Raw genomic sequence first — 14,838 nt, forward strand, 5'->3', positions numbered from 1 at the left:
CCCCTACACCCCTGTATTTTAAACTCCAACTTCTAACAACAAAGCTTCCATAGCTGCCCAAGAAATACCTTGTTGTATGTAACGGGGTGATTCAGGATTATAAGGACTAGCGATGCGATCAATGCTGATAATTGTTGCTTCATCTGGTAGTACGGGTACATCCGGGTCAAATGCCGTTGAGCGCATTAAAGAACTAGAAAAGCCTTTAAAAACTGCTATTTTATCTTCCTCATCAGCAATAGTTATAGATACTATTAGAACTTCTTGTGGTCGTTTGAAAGTATATTGTTCCAGGCGTTTACTAATCGAACTATTCATCAAGAGAACACAGTAAAGTTTTATTAACTATATGCAGTAATATCATTAACTAGAAAATTCAACTGCATATTTTATCTTTTTTTTATTGTGTTGCTGAACGTCCTTTCTTACCTAGCTTGATGACTACAAAATAGCTTAAATAAGCCACATAAATAACTAAACCAAGTATACCTATGAATCCTAATAGGGCAGGTTTGCTATTATGATGAAAATAGTCTTTAAACATTAAGGGGGCTTCCAACCAGACGCTACAGTATGGAGTAGTCAGGGCATTTGCTGAAAAAGCACAACCCAAAAAAGGTGCAAAGCCTATGATCCCCAAAGCGCAGTAAATAGTCATTGCCCAACGCCAAGATGTGAAAACCAACTTTAATAGACTGTTAGGTTGATACTCAATTTCATCATTAAGATCAACCCAAAACCACAGAGAAATGGGAATAAGAACACGAGCCATTAAGCCAGAGATAAAACTGACTGCCAAACCACCAATCATTAAATAAATTGTTATTGCCAACAGACTTGCTACTCGCCAGTAAATCATCAACAAGCGTTGTATTCCTTCTGATTTCTGCACAAATGCCCAAATCAGGAGAATTAGGGGAATAACTAAGGCAAATAATAAAGCTAATCTGTAGTCCATCCAGACATAAGGGCGAAACCAAACTTGTGGCATAACTTTTGTCAGTTGATAGATGATAATATTATTTATCTATGATTTGATTTTTTAATCACAGCAAAAAGTTTTGCTTTTATTGACACTTTCCGGGCTAAAGCCACGGAGATTCTACATTCTACGTCAAAACTATTCGGCAAAAAAGCAAGCAACACTGGCATCTGTAGCTGATATTCTCCACTCAAGTCCAAAGCTATCAGGGTAAATTGAGACTTCTACCCTGATGAGTTGTTAATCTAACATACCCACATTTAGGTAGATTTGTGTGGACTGGCTGGACTTTGGTTGATTCTCTTCCTGTCTATAAACCTGTTGTTTTGCCCAGTCCAGAGATGTTGCAGGGCGAAAAGGGAGATTTCTATGGAAGTGTGTTGAAAGTGCAGAATATTCAGTTTATGGATGTTGGTTGCTTGCTCCTCTAGACTAAAGCAAAAGCCATTAGCTTAATTTCTAGTCTTCGTAAAGTCGGCACTCATCAGCTTCTGGGTTAGCATCACAATATTTTTCTAAAGATGTTTTGGGCTTGTTTTGACGCTGGTGAGAAGCTTCTGCTTGCAACTCTTCGACTGCATCCCAAGCAGCAGCGCACTCTGCGGAGTTGCTACCGTTAATATCACAGACAACACGAGCTTGTTCAATCTCGTCTTGGATCTGTTCTTGGATGTCGGTTGTTTTTTCTTGAATGTTGGTCATTGTCTTGATCTCGCTATGTCTTGTTTATACCAGTGTAGAAAAAAACAAAAATTACTGTTTTTGCTCTATTAGTCGCTTACTATTCTAACCACTGAGCTGATCAGTTCGTATTCAACCAGTTGTTTAATCCGATCATCAATCAGCAAACCGGTTTGATTGCTGATAGCGTAGCTTGGCGTAGCTATAATTACTCGTTAGGGCAGGAATAGGGAATAGGAAAGAACCAAACTTCCTGTGTACGGAATTTTCTCAAAAATCCAATAGGAGTCCTATAGTAATTTGTCTGCATATTAGCAGAAGTTTTAGAATACAGCAGATTACCCATCGTGTACCGTGTTTCTGTTAATGTTTTAAGATTTTGTAGTGATAGGTCTAGAGAAAAAAAATCATACAATATATTTGAATTCCTAAGGATGAAGGAGGCAAGAGGTTATTCTTCCCCTACACCCTTACACCCCAAATCCCACAAACTACTGGCCTCAACACAAAGAATATTCCAAAACACATGGCAGACCAAATGCAATGGGCAAATGCCCTATCAACCCATCATTCTTTAGAAGCAGCTGTGACAGATGTGGTACAAAAGGCTGTTTCGTCTTTAACAGCACCTGCGGATCTGGGGCTGGTATTTATTTCGTCTGCTTTTACAAGTGAGTATTCCCGACTTTTGCCGTTGTTGGCTGAAAAACTTTCAGTTCCTGTGTTGATTGGCTGTAGTGCTGCGGGTGTGATTGGTACAATATCACAAAGCAAAACTCAAGAAATAGAAGCAGAACCGGCTATCAGCTTGACTTTGGCTCATTTACCTGGTGTGGATATTCGAGCTTTTCATATTTTGGGCGATCAGTTACCTGATTTGGATAGTTCTCCAGATGCTTGGGTTGATTTAGTGGGTGTGCCACCATCTCCAGTACCCCAGTTCATTTTATTGTCTAGTGCTTTTTCGTCAGGAACTAATGACTTGTTGCAAGGGTTGGATTTTGCTTACCCTGGTTCGGTAATTGTGGGGGGACAGGCTAGTGGTGGCTTTGTCAGCGATCGCATTGCCCTATTCTGTAATAATCGCCTTTATCGTCAGGGTACGGTAGGTTTAGCTTTGACTGGTGATATTGTACTGGACACAATTGTCGCTCAAGGATGCCGACCAATTGGTAAACCATTACAGGTAACTAAAGCGGAACGCAATATTATTCTGGAGTTGGATGAACAAGTACCTTTAACTGTGTTGCGGGATTTGATTGGTAGTCTCAGTGAAGAAGAAAAAATCCTAGCACAGCATTCTCTGTTTGTCGGTTTGGCAATGAATGAGTTTAAGTTGTCTTTAAAGCAAGGAGATTTTTTAATTCGCAACTTACTGGGAGTAGATCCATCCGCTGGGGCGATCGCAATTGGAGATCGTGTCCGTCCCGGTCAAAGGTTACAATTTCACCTGCGGGATGCTCAAGCCTCAGCTGAAGACCTAGAATTTCTCCTCCAAGAGCATCAAGGACAAGGCAGTGGTGAATCTTCTCCTTTAGCTGCCCTCATGTTTAGTTGTGTGGGACGTGGGGCAGGACTCTACGGCAAACCCAACTTTGATTCTCAACTATTTCAGCGTTACTACCAAAATATCCCAGTGGGAGGTTGTTTCTGTGGTGGTGAAATTGGCCCTGTAAGTGGCAGAACTTTCCTTCACGGTTACACTTCAGTATTTGCAATTTGCCGAAGAAGGTGACAGGTGACAGGTGACAGGTGACAGTGAAGAAAGCAGAGGAAGTAGGGGAAGCAGGGGAAGAAGAGGCAGGGGGCAGGGGGCAGGGTGCAGGGGAGAAAAGAGTTATTTAATTTTGACTTTTGACTTTTGACTTTTGACTTTTGACTTGATCTTGCCTAATGCCCAATCACCAATCCCTAAGCAACAGCTTGCTATTGTTATCAATTGAGGCTGGATGACCAGTATGAGTAATCGCGCCATATTTTTGAATGTAACGACGAACTTCTGGGGGAAAGTCTGGGTAGTCTAAAACTCCATCTCCATCGGCTATAGTTGCCCAAAAGTCGCGCAAATCAGGAGCTAGTTCTTGTGCTTGGGCTAATGGTAAATTTAAGGGTGGTAAGGTAAGTAACTTAATCAGGAAGGGATAAGAGCGATCGCCCATCCATTGCCGTGAGGAATGTTGCAAATTGGGAAAATCTGGTACTGATTCGACACGATGAGATACTATCTGCAACCATTCCCTACGGAGATGATCTCGGTGAAACTCCAGAACCCGATAAGGATGGGGATAGCTGACTAATGAACCGGTGGTAATATCATAAACTCCCTCTGCATAAGCTACGTCCTGAACGTGCAAATGCCCTGTGAATACTAATCTTACTCCATGTTTACGTAGTAACTTGAGAAGTTGTGGTGCATTTTCTAACATATAGCGATTTGCCATTGGATGATTTGATTGATTAGGCAAATGCTCAACTACGTTATGATGTATCATTACTAAAACCAGTTCATCGGTAATAGTTGCCAATTCTGCTTCTAACCATTTGAATTGCTGGTCATCCAATCTTCCTATCTGCTTACCTTCGTGATCATAGGAGTTAGAATTTAAACCAATCAGTCTTACTCCTGGTAGGATTTGATGATTGTAGTAACATTGATCTGGATTTTCATAACCAAACTTCCGGTAATAATGGGGAAAATCAGCAAAAGCGATTGATTGCTCATTTGCCATTAATACAGGAACATCATGATTACCAGGAACAACATACACTGGAAAAGGTAGCTGAGATAATCTTTTGGTTAACCAAGCATGGTTTTCTGGTTCACCGTGTTGGGTTAAGTCTCCAGGAATTAAGAGAAAATCTAAATCAAGTTGTGTTAAATGTTCTAGTACACTTTCAAATGCGGGGATACTAACTTCTACTAGATGAAATCGGCTGGGATGATCCCATATTGTGTGCGGAAGACCAATGTGTAAGTCGCTAACAATGGCAAAGCGAAAATTGATATCCATTAGATTTAAGAAAATGTTAAAAGCAGAAGTGCAAATGCTCTTTTCTCAAAAGTATAACTCTTGCTTTGTCTGACTGCGTAGCAGCAGGTATACTTAATATTTGTATACATTTATGTTTAATTTTGTTAACTTTAAGGAGAGTTGATTTTGCCTTTGATACGAGTGCGTCAGCACGTTAACCCACTAGCAAGAAAGTTTCAAAGTCCAATTGATCCCCCCTCATGGAAACAAGTTTATGCACAACCCAACCAACCGCTACATTTAGATATTGGATGTGCTAGGGGTAGGTTTTTACTACAAATGGCACCAATAGAACCAAACTGGAATTTTTTGGGTTTGGAAATTAGAGAACCTTTGGTAGAAGAAGCGAATAGGTTAGGTTCTGAGTTAGGTTTAACTAATTTGCATTATTTGTTTTGTAATGTAAATAATTCCTTAGCACCGATTTTATCTACTTTGCCATCAGGAATTTTGCAGAGGGTAACAATTCAATTTCCTGATCCTTGGTTTAAAACTCGTCACGCAAAAAGGCGTGTAGTGCAACCAGAGTTAGTAACAGAATTAGCTAATTATTTAGCTGTGGGTGGAGTCGTATTTTTACAATCAGATCAAAAATTTATTGCTGTAGAAATGTGCGATCGCTTTCGTGAAAATCCCGCATTTGAGAAAATGGGTACAGAAGAATGGTTAGCAGAAAATCCGCTTCTTGTTCCCACAGAACGAGAAATAGCAACACAAAAAAAAGGTGAACCAGTTTATCGAGCTTTGTTTGTCAGGAGATAGAGAAGCTATCAGCAGTTAGCAATAATACCAATTCAAAATTCAAAATAGATGTCTCAGCATATTCAGCGTTAAGGAAGTTCCTTTAAAAGCCGACTGCTAACCGCTAACCGCTGATTGCTGTGGTATTAATGTTCAGAAACCTTATCCACACCTGTATGTACAGTTTTTACCCATTTTAAACGTTTGGGACGAACCGACATCCGGGCAGTAGTGCTACTCATAACTACCAACCAATGCAACATATAAATACTGCCGCGAATAGTTTGTAGAAGTAACACAAAATAGTTAGATGTTTTCTGGTCTTGGCGTGTCCGCTTTAACCCAGCAAACATTCCCACAAAAGACATCGTTACCGACAAACCAGTGACAGGTGCTAATATGGGTGGACGATGGCGAATGACTGACATTAATAAATCGGGTACTGCTGCTGTCGGTAAAATATACATAATCAGCAGAAAAATCAGTAAATCCACAGTTTTCCGCGTCCCCATGCGGTTTTTGAGGATTAGATCCCAGTAATCTAAATAACGCTGATAACCACCTTCAGCCCAACGGTTGCGTTGATGCCAAAGAGCGATCGCATTTGTCACACCTTCTTCCTGCACAGGAGGATAGAACATACATTCAATATCCCATTGATCCAGATTCAGACGAATAGTCAAATCTAAATCGTCGGTGATAGTTTCCTCATTCCAACCACCGCAGCTATCCAAAGCTTGACGACGGACAAATTGACCATTGCCCCGCAATTCACCCAGGCCACCAATGGCAGTACGTTGTTGTTGAAACCAGGTATCAACAGCCATTTCTGCCATTTGTCCCTTAGTCCAAAAATTTTCTCTAGCATTGGCGATCGCTTTTCGCACTTGCACCGCCCCCACCTGTTCTTTTTGAAACAAAGGCACTACCTGTAGGAGTAAATCTGAGTTAACTTGGGCATCGGCATCAAATACCGCAACGATATCCCCTTTTGTCATTGGTAGCACCTGATTCAAAGCACCTGATTTACCGCCAGTAGCTTGGGGTGAACGCCGAAGTACCTTGAGTTGCTTGTATTCCTGCTGTAATTCTGCTAACAAATGCGGTGTATTATCTGTGCTGTTATCGTCAATGATCCATACTTCATATTCTCCATTGGCATATTCCAGACTACAAAGACTCTTAACCAATCTGCCAATAACTGCTTCCTCATTTTTTGCTGCTACTAACACAGATACACAAGGTAAATCTCCCTGTATTTCTTTGTGATGGTGGCGGGGTCTAGCAAAAATAATCCTGAAAGCATGAATGCTTAAGATAGCTGTCAGTCCAAGAATAAAGATAGAACCCCAGGAAACTAAATGTAAAGCGATCGTCCCACTCCAGACAACAGTCAAAACTAGTGCAGCTTTTGGTCTGCGCCCCTGAAATCGAGATGATTGTAAAGATACAGAATTTGGTTTTAGCACTGACTCGTCTTCTGCCGAAAGGTCGGACAACAGGGAGTTAAGCGGATCAGAATTTCCGTTGTCAGCGTTGTTTTCCGGCCAGGAATTCTCTGGCATAGTGATTTTGATTGAAAATCCAGTATTTGTCTAAGGTTAACTGTTCTTAATATAATTCCAAAAAGCATACATATTTAAACCAAATTGCTATTTAAGAGCAGGTGTTTGACATCCTCTGGCCACTAACTCTTTCCACGACTCAACTGACTGCGTAAGTCCTCAGTTTTTTTAATTTTTAATTTTTAATTATTCATTTTTACTTTTTGTATTTATTTTAACACAAGTACACATAATTTTTTCAGTGTGTGTATTGTACAAATATTTATGGGAATACTATGGAAGACAACTCCATCTCCCTAGTTATTAGCTAACTTGAGGAATCTTTAACGATGTCTATCGACCAACTCCAGCCTGTAAGTCAGCAACAAGCGACAGTCTATCTACCATACATCCAGCAAAGCAAACGGAATTTCTTGCCCTATGCCATCAGTCTTTATCAAAAAGGCTTTGTGGAAGGACACCGCAAAATAGAAGGCAGTGACAATATTCCCTTTATCGCTACCTGGAATGTTGCTACCTTACCTTCAGAACTGACCCGTTGCCGAATACAGTTTGATGGCAATGCGGATTTAAGTTATGAAGTGAGGATGGCTAGTTTTGAGTTTATTAATTTCTTAATTGAACTAATGGAAAACTATAGACGACAAAAAATTAGTGACTTTTCCACAGCTTTTTACCGCAAACTGCTAAGCGTGGACGAGTGAAAATGGATGGAAGGCATTGGGCATTGGGCATTGGGCATAGGAAAAAATTAATTACCATAAGCCACCTTTTGCCTCTTGCCTCTTGCCTCTTGGTTTTAATCAACGGCCGCTGTGGGTTCAGCTAAAATTAGGAAACACCTGGTTGAGTTCAACAGACTTTTGAAATTAGGAGTGCATGGCGTGCCAACATCTGTTAAATATTTGCTGATTGGATCAGTAGAGAGTTATAGTGGTAAATCCGCAACAGTTTTAGGTTTGTCTCATCAGCTTCAGCAAAAAGGACTTGATATAGCCTACGGCAAACCATTAGGTACTTGTTTGCATACCTTTGATGGCACCGTAGTTGAAGAAGATGTCCAGTTTATTACTGGGAGCCTAAAACTCTCGGAAAACCGTGTTGCACCGACTCTGTTAGCTTTGAATGAGGTCAGTGTCCAAAAACGCTTGCGTGGCGAAGATCAAACTAATTATCAACAGTTACTGATACAGCATTATTTACAAATACCAAGAGGTGATTTGGTAATGTTGGAAGGCCCTGGTAATTTACCAGAAGGTAATTTGTTTGGCTTGTCTTTGCTGCAAGTTGCTGAAGTTTTGGATGCTGCTGTCATATTGGTACATCGTTATCAATCTCTGCTTTCCGTTGAGGCGCTATTGTCTGCCCAAAAACAGATAGACCATGCATGCGGTGGACAACGGCAACGCTTGATTGGGGTTGTGATTAACGAAGTTCCAGCCGAACAATTAGAAGCTGGTAACAATATTTTACGTCCATTTTTAGAACAGCAGGGAATTCCGGTATTGGCCATGCTGCCAAAAAGTGACTTACTCCGTAGTGTCAGTGTGGAAGAACTGGTAAAACAGTTAAATGCTGAGGTTCTCTGTCGCAGCGATCGCTTAGATTTATTAGTGGAAAGTTTAGCGATTGGCGCTATGAATGTCAATGCGGCTGTCAAGTATTTCCGCAAACGCCGCAATAAAGCCGTAGTTACAGGAGGCGACCGTGTGGAAATTCAGCAAGCAGCTTTAGAAACCTCTACCCAATGTCTGATCCTCACAGGACAATTACCACCTCCAGCTTTTATTCTCAATCGCGCCGAAGAATTAGAAATCCCAATTTTGTCTGTTGACCTCGACACCTTGACCACAGTAGAAATTGTTCATCGCACTTTTGGACAAGTTCGTGTCCACGAACCGCTGAAAGTCGAGTATATCCGTCAGTTAATGTCCGAACATTTTGACATTAACCGTTTGTTATCTCAACTAGGATTAAACCCAGCTACGGCTGTATCTTAAACTTAGTCTGAATTATTTAACTGATTTATTGAATATGTAACTCTAGTTGGCTTCTCAATTACACGCTGTTTGGTAAAATATCAAGGTTGTTTATATCTGATCACCTCCATCTTTGAGCCAGTCAATAGACCTCATCAACCTTGATACATTAGCGCAAGAACTGGCGACAATCCAGCAAACAGGTTCTAAACGAATTGCCTTGTTGGGTTCACGTCATGTGCCAATTACTCATCAAAATCTCATTGAAATGATGACCTATGCCCTAGTCTTATCGGGCAACCGCATCATCACTTCCGGTGCCACAGGCACTAATTCAGCTGCCATTAAGGGAGCCACCAGGGCTGATCCGAATTTGCTAACGGTAATTTTACCCCAAAGCTTGGAACGTCAGCCTTATGAATCGCGCCAGCAACTAGAACAAGTTATGCATCTAGTTGAAAATCCCAATAATGACAATCTGTCTCTGGGTGAAGCAAGTTATTTGTGCAACAAGGAGATTGTCTCCCGTTGTCAGCAACTTATTTGCTTTGCTTTCCACGACAGTCGCACTTTGTTACAAACTTGTGGAGAAGCAGAAGAACAAAGAAAAGTGGTGACACTGTTCTACTTTGACTAAAGTGAAACACAGTCTTCACAAAGCCAATGAGAGAGATGGGAAATTACCAATGGGTACTGGGTAATGATTTGTCTAAATTACTCAGTATCCCTTAATCTTTACAGCAGCTTTCAGCAGTCAGCAGTCAGCGGTCAGCCGTCAGCAGTAAAACCCTTTTGCTGCAAGGCTTTTTGATAAAAATTTGTACCTGATTGATCTGCAATATGCTGTATTGACCAACAACTACCAATATCTGTTAGGTTAATGTCTTTATTGCAACTGTCTATACCTGCTATTTTTTTGTATTCTATTGCTGCTGCGGCAGTTCTGATTTATGTGCCATATTTGTTGGTAGCTTATGGTCGCTTCCAGGTTGGGTATAATCCTGCGGCTCCTCGTGCCTTATTTGATCAATTACCACCTTATGCCCAAAGAGCTACCTGGGCGCATCAAAACTCCTTTGAGGTGTTTATGATTTTTGCGGCCGCAGCATTAATGGCATATCAAACAGGAGTGAATTCTCCTATTGGTGCAATCGCCGCCATCGCCTTTATTGTCGCTCGGTTGCTATACTCTATTTTTTATATTGTGAATATACCCGTTTTGCGATCGCTCATGTTTGGCATAGGCTCTTTTAGTTCTTTCACCCTCTTCTATCTGAGTATTATGCAAATTAGAGGATAGGTGAGATGGGTGTAGGGTGTAGGGTGTGGGGTGTAGGGTGTAGGGTGTAGGGTGTAGGGGAGCAGAGGAGCAGGGGAGCGGGGGAGAATACTCTTGCCTTTTGCCTTTTGCCTCTTGCCTCTTGCCTCTTGCCTCTTGCCTCTTGCCTCTTGCCTCTTGCCTCTTGCCTCTTGCCTATTCCCTTCTTTACCAATTATCAATCACCAACTACCAATTACCAATTCCAACATTTCACATCCAAAAATCTGTTATGGCTTCTACTTTTTCTTTTGATATTGTCAGCGACTTTGATCGTCAAGAATTAGTCAATACTGTTGATCAAGTGGTGCGAGACATCAAAAGCCGTTACGATCTCAAAGATACACAGACCACTGTCGAGTTAGGCGAAACAAGTATTACTATCAATACCGACAGTGATATGACTTTAGAGGCTGTACAAGGCATCTTGCGAGAAAAAGCTGCTAAACGTAACCTCTCTCAAAAAATCTTTGATTTTGGCAAAGTCGAATCTGCCAGCGGCAACCGAATTCGTCAAGAAGTTACCCTCAAAAAAGGCATCAGTCAAGAAATTGCCAAACAAATTTCTAAGTTGATTCGTGACGAATTCAAAAAGGTGCAAGCTTCAATTCAAGGTGATGCTGTGCGGGTTACTGCTAAAGCTAAAGATGATTTACAAACTGTGATTCAGCGAATCAAACAAGAAGATTTTCCTGTGGCTTTGCAATTTACAAACTACCGTTAACAGGGTGTAGGGTGTAGGGTGTAGGGTGTAGGGTGTAGGGTGTAGGGTGTAGGGTGTAGGGTGATGGGGAGCAGGGGAGCAGGGGAGAATAATATATTACCTCTTGCCTTCTGCCTTCTGCCTTCTGCCTTCTGCCTTCTGTCACCTGTCACCTGTCACCTGTCACCTGTCACCTGTCACCTGCGATGCACTGAGCGAAGTCGAAGTGTCACCTGTTACCAATACTTTTTTGAAACGCTGGACGTTGAGAAATCTTCTGAATATAGTTCAAAACGGCTGGGTAGGGAGTTAAATCCAACTTCAGCATGATGGGAATATAACCGAGTATAGATCCCACCGCTACATCAGCAACAGTGAATTCATTACCTAGTAAGAAGGGTTGCCGCTCAAAAATTTCATTTAGGACAGTCAATAACCTCGGCATTTCTTTTTCACGGTTGGCTTCCACAAAAATTCCTGTAGCCAATGTGGAATTGCCAAACAATACCCACTGGGAAAATATAGCGCGTTCCTCTGGTGAAAGGGTCTTGTTTCCATACTTTTCCACAAGATACAGCAAAATTGCGCCTGATTCCCAAAGTTGGAAATCACCATCTACAATTGCTGGTACTTTGCCTATAGGGTTAATTGCTAAGTAATCAGGTTGTCGGTGTTCACCTGCTTTCATATCTAGCAACACAAACTCATAGGGAACTTGTAGTTCCTCTAAATACCATTGAACAATTGATGCACGGCTAAAAGCGCCACCGTAAAGTTTTAACATATTACTGGATTAAAGAATTTTGTGAGTGTGAGAATGTTGTTTAACGTTGTCTTCCTTAGTGACAACTCTGGCAGCGTTTAATACCCGTTTCCGTTCTGTAGAATAATTGAGATCGGTTTTGGTTGTGCCAAGAGGAATGAGAGTTTGGGCTGATTCACGACGCTTGTAGGTGCGAGCTGCTGAATATGCCCTGAGCATAAATTCATCTCCGATCTGTGCCGACGCTGGAAATCCATGAGGTACGAGAATTTTATCACCATTCATGATAGACCCCAAGGTTGTTGCACAGGCGAGCTTATATGAAGTAGGAATGCCTTTTAATATTGCTTCCAATGCTGCTGAGGGAATAGGCTCGATAACGTCGATTTGATGAACTTCTCCATCTTCTTTGTAGAAGCAAGTTGCCAAACCGATGACAATGTAGTCATCGGCTGTGAGGTCGGAAGCATTAGGATCAGAAATGGTTGTTGTCATCGAAAAATTTTCTCAAAATTTAAATTTAGGGGTGGGAGTTTAGGTGTCAGGAGTATGGCTTGCGCCACGCAAGCTATTGGCACACTACGTGAACGCACTTCAGGAGTCAAGAAGCAGAAATTCTTGAATTTTGAATTGATTTCTTCGCCCACACCCCTTGTTGTTCGCATTCTAGCAACTTGTTACTCCTATCTACTTGAGTATTCTTGAAGATTAATGTTAATTCTTTCTGGAATTAGACTTGGGAGTGAAGTATATATTATTAGACTTATGACTTAATTGCTTAAGTAGTTGATACTCTGTCCTTTAAGTTTAAACTTCTAAACAAGTGACACAGTGACTAAATTACTAGCAGGCAAAAAACTAAAGTTTGATTTGGCAAAGCAAGTTGCTGAGGCAGGAATATATGGATAATTACTCCTTTTTAGCTTTTGGTAGTCAGCAAAATAAACTATACAAAGGGTATAACAAAAATACTATGTCTCCCACCACAGGAGTTCAAGACAGTAACAAATCTTCGCTAGATGACAACTACTTACGATCTTATGCTTTAAAGTTAGCTCATCAAGGAGATTACACGGAGGCGATCGCTTTATTAAGCCAGCTTATTGATAGTCATCCTCACAATGCGGTTGATTATAACAACCGGGGATTGGTTTATTTTCAAAGTGGTGAATTCCAAAAAGCTCTGGGTGACTACAATATAGCAATGCAACTAAATCCTAGATTAGCTAGTGTTTATAATAACCGGGCTAACTACTACGCAGCTTGTGGAGAGTTAGCAGCGGCACTAGTTGACTATGATCAAGCGTTGGATTTAAATCCGCGTTACGTTCGTGCTTGGATTAACCGAGGTATTACATTGCGTGATTTGGGGAAATACAAAGACGCAATTGATAATTTTGAAATTTCACTGCTGTTTGGTCAGCTAGAAGGTAATATTTGGGCTGAACGTGGTAGAACTTATCATCTGTGGGGTGATTGGAACTGTGCGATCGCTGATTATTACCGCGCCCTCACACATCTGATTTCTCAGGATAACAATGATGAGGTTTCTAGTTATCGTCTCCGGTTACAAATAGAAAATTGGTTAGCTGAGTTGCTGTTTCCTGAAAAAACAGATTGGTAGATTTTTAAGACAAATTAAAAATTAAAAATTAAAAATTAAAAATTAAAGATTGGGAAGATAGGATTTTATCTGGGTTTTGGGGTTTAATCTGTCGCTCTATTTTGTGGCCGGGTATAAAAATAAACTCTATTATCAAAAAAATTATTTTTAAAATTTGATATCACATTTGAATTGGTAGATAGCGCCTCTGTATCTTTGATGTGCTAATAGATGATAACTATAGAAACCTGCAATAATTAGCCATTAACTATTAGCTGTTGATACTAATAGAAATTAATTCCCTATTTATATACAGTCTGAATTACCAAACACATACAGCATCTTGCAAGTAAATGAAGTACACAATTTAGTAGCCAACCCATAACCAATAGGATTTTCCTGCTGATTGATTGCTGACTGCTGAACCGCGAGGTCTGCGTAGCGTCCGCTGACCGCTGCTGTAAATGTGCCTCATGGTGTTGAATATGATTGCTCCACTTCTTTGCGATCTGGATTAATCAGCACAACCTGCCGTTGACTGGGATCAAATCGGTATGATTGTTCTTGTCTGATGGTTTTGGCTTGAGTGGGATCAAAGTTGCGGCTAAATTCTGTCCTTAACTTACTAACACGAGCTTCCATCAGCTTAACTTCGGTACGGATTTCTCGCAACTTATCTTGTTGTAACCAATGATAAGGTAATAACTGTACTAAAGCTGATACAGCTGCTGTAATAATCACCAAGTTCACAGTTATCTTGGCGGTAGTTTCTAATGCCATGATCTGGTAGGAACGTTGATGGAGATGTTTCTTTGGTCGAGGTGCAGATCGACGCTGTTTTACTGGTTGTAGCGGTGGTTTAGATGGTTGAAAAGCATTCATGATACTAAAAATAGTCTCGCTAACTGAAGGGAAGCACCATTAAAAACAAACTGGCGCTAATTTCGGCTTGATTTAGCTGCCATATTACTTCATTTTTTGTAAATTTCTACAAGTATTACAGGATTAAAAAAAATACCTGGCATACGCAGGTACATTTTCTCAAAATACTTTTGGCTCAAAGCCGGGAGATTTCGGATGTTGTACCGCGTATGACCAGGATAATTTAGTCTTTTAGGCGTGTTACGTCTGGGCGTTACTTGTAAAGTTCAGTAGCTAAACGCCAAGCCAAAATGCCTGGAATTAAAGCCACAACTAGAGCGATGTAGACTTGAGTATCTGATATAGACATGGTGGAAACCCTCCTAAAAATCGAACTAGATGATTAACACTTCGTTTACTACTTTTCCCTGTTTTGCCAAGATTGGGGAATATCTTGTTACAAGATGCAACAAAAACATGATTGAGAAGAAGGAGTTCAGGAGTATGGCTTCGCCACGCTATGCCTACGGCACGCTGCGCGAACGCTATCAGGAGTTCAGGAGGAAGAATTAATTTTTCTTCCCCTGCTTCCCCTGCTTCCCCTGCTCCC

At 40.9% G+C, this 14,838-nt stretch carries 18 protein-coding genes; 9 read left to right on the forward strand and 9 right to left on the reverse strand.

Features of this window, described 5'->3' with window-relative positions; translation table 11 throughout:
• Window positions 1-18: 18 nt before the first annotated feature.
• From A0J48_RS23605 to A0J48_RS23615, 3 genes are all read right to left on the reverse strand, one after another.
• Complete coding sequence (locus A0J48_RS23605; RefSeq protein WP_200327030.1) at window positions 19-318, reverse strand: DUF7734 family protein; 300 nt, start codon at window positions 316-318, stop codon at window positions 19-21.
• An 82-nt stretch (window positions 319-400) separates the two neighbouring features.
• Window positions 401-991, reverse strand: a complete 591-nt coding sequence (locus tag A0J48_RS23610) for a DUF3177 family protein (RefSeq protein WP_200327031.1) — start codon at window positions 989-991, stop codon at window positions 401-403.
• Between the two features lie 450 nt (window positions 992-1,441).
• The gene (locus A0J48_RS23615; protein ID WP_200327032.1) at window positions 1,442-1,684 is read right to left on the reverse strand and encodes a Calvin cycle protein CP12; all 243 of its coding nucleotides are present in this window, start codon (window positions 1,682-1,684) and stop codon (window positions 1,442-1,444) included.
• A 505-nt stretch (window positions 1,685-2,189) separates the two neighbouring features.
• On the opposite strand from A0J48_RS23615, the gene A0J48_RS23620 reads away from it, so the two are divergent.
• Complete coding sequence (locus A0J48_RS23620; RefSeq protein ID WP_200327033.1) at window positions 2,190-3,398, forward strand: FIST signal transduction protein; 1,209 nt, start codon at window positions 2,190-2,192, stop codon at window positions 3,396-3,398.
• Between the two features lie 166 nt (window positions 3,399-3,564).
• Here the strand turns inward: A0J48_RS23620 and A0J48_RS23625 are convergent, their stop codons facing one another.
• A complete protein-coding gene (locus A0J48_RS23625) occupies window positions 3,565-4,674 on the reverse strand; it encodes a metallophosphoesterase family protein (protein WP_200327034.1) in 1,110 nt (369 codons plus the stop codon).
• 147 nt (window positions 4,675-4,821) lie between these two features.
• Between A0J48_RS23625 and trmB the strand changes: the two genes are divergently transcribed.
• Entirely contained in the window at window positions 4,822-5,457 is a 636-nt protein-coding gene (trmB, locus tag A0J48_RS23630; RefSeq protein ID WP_200327035.1) for a tRNA (guanosine(46)-N7)-methyltransferase TrmB, read from the forward strand.
• 125 nt (window positions 5,458-5,582) lie between these two features.
• Here trmB and A0J48_RS23635 read toward each other — a convergent pair whose 3' ends face one another.
• A complete protein-coding gene (locus tag A0J48_RS23635) occupies window positions 5,583-7,001 on the reverse strand; it encodes a glycosyltransferase family 2 protein (RefSeq protein WP_200327036.1) in 1,419 nt (472 codons plus the stop codon).
• 329 nt (window positions 7,002-7,330) lie between these two features.
• Here A0J48_RS23635 and ebsA point away from each other — a divergent pair, with 329 nt between their 5' ends.
• The 5 genes from ebsA to A0J48_RS23660 all read left to right on the forward strand — a co-directional run bounded on the left by ebsA (window position 7,331) and on the right by A0J48_RS23660 (window position 11,022).
• On the forward strand, window positions 7,331-7,705 hold the full coding sequence (ebsA, locus tag A0J48_RS23640; RefSeq protein WP_200327037.1) for a type IV pilus biogenesis protein EbsA: 375 nt from the start codon (window positions 7,331-7,333) through the stop codon (window positions 7,703-7,705).
• A gap of 180 nt (window positions 7,706-7,885) precedes the next feature.
• Window positions 7,886-9,001: a phosphotransacetylase family protein gene (locus A0J48_RS23645; protein WP_200327038.1), complete on the forward strand. Its 1,116-nt coding sequence runs from the start codon at window positions 7,886-7,888 to the stop codon at window positions 8,999-9,001.
• Between the two features lie 112 nt (window positions 9,002-9,113).
• Window positions 9,114-9,617, forward strand: a complete 504-nt coding sequence (locus A0J48_RS23650) for a DNA recombination-mediator protein A (RefSeq protein ID WP_200327039.1) — start codon at window positions 9,114-9,116, stop codon at window positions 9,615-9,617.
• Window positions 9,618-9,860: 243 nt separating this feature from the next.
• Window positions 9,861-10,280: an MAPEG family protein gene (locus tag A0J48_RS23655; RefSeq protein ID WP_200327040.1), complete on the forward strand. Its 420-nt coding sequence runs from the start codon at window positions 9,861-9,863 to the stop codon at window positions 10,278-10,280.
• Window positions 10,281-10,530: 250 nt separating this feature from the next.
• Window positions 10,531-11,022 carry a YajQ family cyclic di-GMP-binding protein gene (locus A0J48_RS23660; RefSeq protein WP_200327041.1) on the forward strand — a complete coding sequence of 164 codons (492 nt, stop codon included), beginning with the start codon at window positions 10,531-10,533 and terminating at the stop codon, window positions 11,020-11,022.
• Between the two features lie 208 nt (window positions 11,023-11,230).
• Here the strand turns inward: A0J48_RS23660 and A0J48_RS23665 are convergent, their stop codons facing one another.
• Together A0J48_RS23665 and A0J48_RS23670 are read right to left on the reverse strand one after the other, a co-directional pair.
• The gene (locus A0J48_RS23665; RefSeq protein WP_200327042.1) at window positions 11,231-11,785 is read right to left on the reverse strand and encodes a glutathione S-transferase family protein; all 555 of its coding nucleotides are present in this window, start codon (window positions 11,783-11,785) and stop codon (window positions 11,231-11,233) included.
• Between the two features lie 9 nt (window positions 11,786-11,794).
• On the reverse strand, window positions 11,795-12,259 hold the full coding sequence (locus A0J48_RS23670; protein ID WP_200327043.1) for a hypothetical protein: 465 nt from the start codon (window positions 12,257-12,259) through the stop codon (window positions 11,795-11,797).
• A 54-nt stretch (window positions 12,260-12,313) separates the two neighbouring features.
• On the opposite strand from A0J48_RS23670, the gene A0J48_RS23675 reads away from it, so the two are divergent.
• Window positions 12,314-12,469, forward strand: coding sequence for a hypothetical protein (locus tag A0J48_RS23675; RefSeq protein ID WP_200327044.1), 156 nt, complete (start codon window positions 12,314-12,316; stop codon window positions 12,467-12,469).
• Between the two features lie 196 nt (window positions 12,470-12,665).
• On the forward strand, window positions 12,666-13,388 hold the full coding sequence (locus A0J48_RS23680) for a tetratricopeptide repeat protein (protein ID WP_200327045.1): 723 nt from the start codon (window positions 12,666-12,668) through the stop codon (window positions 13,386-13,388).
• 450 nt (window positions 13,389-13,838) lie between these two features.
• Here the strand turns inward: A0J48_RS23680 and A0J48_RS23685 are convergent, their stop codons facing one another.
• The gene (locus A0J48_RS23685) at window positions 13,839-14,249 is read right to left on the reverse strand and encodes a slr1601 family putative cell division protein (protein ID WP_200327046.1); all 411 of its coding nucleotides are present in this window, start codon (window positions 14,247-14,249) and stop codon (window positions 13,839-13,841) included.
• Between the two features lie 253 nt (window positions 14,250-14,502).
• Window positions 14,503-14,598: a photosystem I reaction center subunit XII gene (psaM, locus tag A0J48_RS23690; protein ID WP_096621372.1), complete on the reverse strand. Its 96-nt coding sequence runs from the start codon at window positions 14,596-14,598 to the stop codon at window positions 14,503-14,505.
• Window positions 14,599-14,838: the final 240 nt, after the last annotated feature.

The sequence above is a fragment of the Sphaerospermopsis aphanizomenoides BCCUSP55 genome (genome assembly GCF_001586785.1).
Taxonomy (GTDB): domain Bacteria; phylum Cyanobacteriota; class Cyanobacteriia; order Cyanobacteriales; family Nostocaceae; genus Sphaerospermopsis_A; species Sphaerospermopsis_A aphanizomenoides_A.

Coding starts and splice junctions, on each gene's coding strand:
- A0J48_RS23605 (WP_200327030.1), bottom strand. CDS start 318: ATGAATAGTTCGATTAGTAAACGCCTGGAACAATATACTTTCAAACGA.
- A0J48_RS23610 (WP_200327031.1), bottom strand. CDS start 991: ATGCCACAAGTTTGGTTTCGCCCTTATGTCTGGATGGACTACAGATTA.
- A0J48_RS23615 (WP_200327032.1), bottom strand. CDS start 1,684: ATGACCAACATTCAAGAAAAAACAACCGACATCCAAGAACAGATCCAA.
- A0J48_RS23620 (WP_200327033.1), top strand. CDS start 2,190: ATGGCAGACCAAATGCAATGGGCAAATGCCCTATCAACCCATCATTCT.
- A0J48_RS23625 (WP_200327034.1), bottom strand. CDS start 4,674: ATGGATATCAATTTTCGCTTTGCCATTGTTAGCGACTTACACATTGGT.
- A0J48_RS23635 (WP_200327036.1), bottom strand. CDS start 7,001: ATGCCAGAGAATTCCTGGCCGGAAAACAACGCTGACAACGGAAATTCT.
- ebsA (WP_200327037.1), top strand. CDS start 7,331: ATGTCTATCGACCAACTCCAGCCTGTAAGTCAGCAACAAGCGACAGTC.
- A0J48_RS23655 (WP_200327040.1), top strand. CDS start 9,861: ATGTCTTTATTGCAACTGTCTATACCTGCTATTTTTTTGTATTCTATT.
- A0J48_RS23660 (WP_200327041.1), top strand. CDS start 10,531: ATGGCTTCTACTTTTTCTTTTGATATTGTCAGCGACTTTGATCGTCAA.
- A0J48_RS23665 (WP_200327042.1), bottom strand. CDS start 11,785: ATGTTAAAACTTTACGGTGGCGCTTTTAGCCGTGCATCAATTGTTCAA.
- A0J48_RS23670 (WP_200327043.1), bottom strand. CDS start 12,259: ATGACAACAACCATTTCTGATCCTAATGCTTCCGACCTCACAGCCGAT.
- A0J48_RS23675 (WP_200327044.1), top strand. CDS start 12,314: ATGGCTTGCGCCACGCAAGCTATTGGCACACTACGTGAACGCACTTCA.
- A0J48_RS23680 (WP_200327045.1), top strand. CDS start 12,666: ATGGATAATTACTCCTTTTTAGCTTTTGGTAGTCAGCAAAATAAACTA.
- A0J48_RS23685 (WP_200327046.1), bottom strand. CDS start 14,249: ATGAATGCTTTTCAACCATCTAAACCACCGCTACAACCAGTAAAACAG.
- psaM (WP_096621372.1), bottom strand. CDS start 14,598: ATGTCTATATCAGATACTCAAGTCTACATCGCTCTAGTTGTGGCTTTA.